The sequence below is a fragment of the Pseudomonas sp. BAV 4579 genome, from assembly GCF_009765395.1.
GTDB classification, from domain to species: domain Bacteria; phylum Pseudomonadota; class Gammaproteobacteria; order Pseudomonadales; family Pseudomonadaceae; genus Chryseomonas; species Chryseomonas aestiva.
This window is the reverse complement of the sequence record NZ_WHOV01000165.1, coordinates 1-3,760: the sequence shown is the minus strand read 5'-3', so window position 1 is coordinate 3,760 and position 3,760 is coordinate 1. Positions and strand designations below refer to the sequence as shown.

Genomic DNA, 3,760 nt, shown 5'->3' with positions numbered 1-3,760 from the left:
TCAACGTCAACGTCAACGTCAACGTCAACGTCAACGTCAACGTCAACGTCAACGGGCAGTAGAACTGATTCAGATGCAGTATTACTCAATCTTTACCTACAGTTACATATTTCCGCGATTTTCCGGTGTCAAATAGCAGTACCTTAGTTTTAGGAGAAAATGATGTTCGTTAATAGCTGCAAGGTAGCATTGCTGGCTGCCCTCCTGTCCCTGTCTGGTTGCTGGCTGTTCATGCCTCCTGGCGGTGGCGGCGGTCATGGTGGTCCCGGTGGTCCCGGTGGCGGCGGTGGCCCCGGCTTCGCCGCTCAGCGTTGAGCCTTCAACAGCCGCTTAGGGAGTGAAGCGTGTCAGGTCCCGTTATGGCCGTGCCGTATTGAACCTTACCGCTCTAGTCCGTCGTCTGCCTCTGCTTAACCAATCGCAGGTGGAGACGACGGATCGCTTCAGTACTATGTAATAGACAGGCGGACTCAGCTACTCTGCCAGCTTGGGCTGGCCAGTTTTTCGGCGCCGAAGATCTGCGTACCGACGTGGATAACTAATTTGCAGACGGTTAATGCACGTTGCAGTAAATCATCGCAAGAGCGCCCCATATTGATAAAGTACTTAGGTACCAGCCGCGCAAGCATCCGCACCTAAACGAGTTGCTTCAGCCCTTGATTGAGGCTCTGCATCGGGAATGCTGTCCGCCACGGACTGACCGGCGAGCAAGTAGGATGGTATGCGCAATAGCACACACGATATTCCGCAGTGGCTAGCCTGCATGATGAGACCCTACCTTGTTTTCACAGTCGGCTCATCCACCTGCTGCGGTTTTTTTATATCTATAGACTCCGTCTCGGATTCTAGCGCCAGCTTTCTTAGTCAACAAACACCTTAGATGAATTAGTCCCGCCAGCTCGCCACTTCCAAAATGGTTGCCACCTCACCTATAAAAGTTAGGGTCTTATCCGAAGTTGGATGCACCTCCCCCCATCGAAATGGTACAGCAGGCCTACTGTTTATTAGCAAGTGGCTACCCAAGGGAGCGCTTTAAAACATCTGGAACGAGACGACAATTACTAACTAGACGTGAAATCGACCGATTGACTTTTTCGATTCGCTTTTGGGATCGCTTAAGGTCAAGAAAAGCTGTTATCCGGAGATGATGCATACTTGGCACACAGCCTCACTGACTGCCATCACATACAAGTCCTCCAACGGAAAAGGGCGGGCCGACATCGCGTTGGACAGCAATCACCCTATCTGGGATTTCACTCATAAAATTGCGACATACACAGGCCTTGTGCGCAGTGTTGGGTTAGTTATCCACCCGCGATACCGTGGCAAGGAGCGCACAATCTACACCAATAGTGCGAACGGCGCGCTCCGCTCGATGGGCACAGGAGCGGCTTACGGTTCAGCTACCCGGTCCGAAAACGCTACAAGTGCTGCTGTCGAGATAGCTTTTGAGTGTTGCCCATTGCGGCCGGGCGGTGACGCCGTCGGTTGGCTCCACCGACAGTGCGTAGTTGCCCCACCCGGGTCCGGCCGCCCAATATGTGGTAGGGATACAGCGGGTCTTAAGGTAGGCCAGCATATTGGCCAGGGCAGTATAATAACCGCTATTAGTATCCGGCACCCCGACCTCACCGATGTAACCCTTGCGGTTATTCTTGCGAAGCCAATCCACGAAGGGTTTGACGCGGTCCACTCCTACCTGAGGATCAACGCTGGTTACTGTATTGGCATAGGCGCCGCCACCGTCAGCATCGAAGTAAGTATGAGCCTCGAAAATCAGTTTGTTGGCCGGATCAGTGAGAGCAAGCAGGCTGTCGTTATAGCGCGGCCAATAATAGCTACTGGCCCAACCGTTGCCCTCAATGAAAATCGGCCTCGTGTTGTCGATGGACCGCACCCCGTTGATTCCGTATTGTGCTGCGGTGGGCCAATAGGCTAGCGCATCGTGCGGCTCATTCATGATGTCGTAGCCATAGAGTGCCGACTGCCCGCTCCAGCGGGTAGCGATACGAGTCATAATATTTTGGTAGGCGCTATAGGGCACGCTGCTAGTGCCAATGATATTGCCTCGGTACCTCATATAGTTGTGCAGATCCAGTACTACCTTTACGCCATACTTGGCGGCATAGGCGAAGGTCTGGTCGATGAGAGCGGCATAGGTACTGTCCAGGCTGCCATTGAGCGTCGGCTGCAGCCGCTCCCAGATGATCGGGAAACGCACGAAGTTGACACCATGCGCCTTCCATTGCTGGAAATGAGCTGCGCTTGGAAAGATGTAGTTAGCGCCGTTTACCCCCGGCAGTACCTGAGGTGCGAAACCAGCGCCGGATAGGTTGAGTCCTACTAGATCGACGCCAGCTTGCACGGGGGCAACTAGTGCCAGAGACAGGAAAGAGACGCCAAGAAGGCGGATGTGTGAAACGGGGGCTGCGATTGAGACGGAAGTCATGTGATCACCGATGACAACGGGAAAACCAAGCAGAACCTATGCATCCCATGGATGAAGATTCCCATTTAGGAGGCTTGGGGCCTCAGCTCGACTCGATATCCTTCCGGTGATATCGAAGAGCGTTCCCATACGGACTGGGATGGCGGGCAAATGCCTGTGGATACTACGAACAACGTCCACTGCTCGACAATGACGCCCTAGTGTCATCCGGGCATCTGTAGGCTTAGTTCAACCTCGTCAAACTTCCCTACACCCAAAGTTTTAGCTCATAGCAAAAGAGGATCAATGATGGCACGGCGATTTTCGAATGAGCGGCTTTTTTTACAGTATGACTGGCCGCCTATTGGTTACCTTAATCAGAACCCGAGTAGCACAAGGCTATCAAAAATTATATAACCAGATACCAAAGCAGAATTAATGTATCTGAACTGAGTTATTTTTATCTAACCACTATTTGCGTACATTAAGGCCTAAGGCCACCACCTATCCCAGGACCGACTGTGGCTACCTGCCCACCAGCATGCTACCGGAAGTGTCGGCCGTGCTCGAGGCGATCCACCGGACCTATCCGTCCATTGTCCTGGTGCTGGCCAGTATTGATCCGGCGCAGCGCTCGCGGGTGTGGAACGCCCCCAAGACCACTGGGCACCACAGCATCATCCCGACATTGGATCCCACCAACCTGGCCGCCAAGCTCAAGGAGATCACTGACATTGGTACCGATGCCACGCGGTCCAGCATCATCCAGAGGCTGATCTATCACGAGTTTCTGCTCAAGAAGGACAAGGCAGTGCAGGCATCCAACGCCGGCGTATCACTGATCGCCGCGGCGCAGCCAGCAGTGGCCGACCCAAGCACTACAGCCAGCTGGCAGCGGGCCCTGGACATGATAGAGGTCGGCACCGTGCAGCTGGATGACCTCATCGCCAAGCAAGGCGCCTGGATCGGCAAGCTGGTAGCCCAGTATCGTCAGACCACGCTCAACATCAAGGTCCTGGAAGATCCGCCCTGCCTGCTCTGCCAGGGCAAGTTGGCGCAGCGGAAGGGCAAGAGCGGCGACTTCTGGCCCTGCCTCCGCTACCTAGACTGCAAGATCCTGGTGAGCGTTGAAGCATCGAAAGGGAAGGGCAAGGGCGGCTCAGGAAAAGCCAAGCGCAGCAGCGCTTCCACGTAGGATCCAGCCATTCGTTGGTTGCCGAAATTGCTGCGAGATTCTAAAAATACCAAAACCGTAACCAGTTGATGACAACAACCGACTGTGGATTCACCCTGTCGACGCAACAGCGTGGTTAAAACACTCGGCAGGAGTCG

Annotated in this window: 2 protein-coding genes; one reads left to right on the top strand and one right to left on the bottom strand. The window is 54.1% G+C overall.

Going from position 1 to position 3,760, the window contains the following annotated elements; all coding sequences use genetic code 11:
* Window positions 1-1,399 precede the first annotated feature (1,399 nt).
* Window positions 1,400-2,449 carry a glycoside hydrolase family 5 protein gene (locus GSQ95_RS23425; protein WP_158896242.1) on the bottom strand — a complete coding sequence of 350 codons (1,050 nt, stop codon included), beginning with the start codon at window positions 2,447-2,449 and terminating at the stop codon, window positions 1,400-1,402.
* Between the two features lie 541 nt (window positions 2,450-2,990).
* Between GSQ95_RS23425 and GSQ95_RS23420 the strand changes: the two genes are divergently transcribed.
* The gene (locus GSQ95_RS23420; RefSeq protein ID WP_256664699.1) at window positions 2,991-3,623 is read left to right on the top strand and encodes a DNA topoisomerase; all 633 of its coding nucleotides are present in this window, start codon (window positions 2,991-2,993) and stop codon (window positions 3,621-3,623) included.
* Window positions 3,624-3,760 lie beyond the last annotated feature (137 nt).

Bases quoted from the DNA above. Each gene is read 5' to 3' on its own strand.
- GSQ95_RS23425 (WP_158896242.1), bottom strand. From the start codon at position 2,449: ATGACTTCCGTCTCAATCGCAGCCCCCGTTTCACACATCCGCCTTCTT.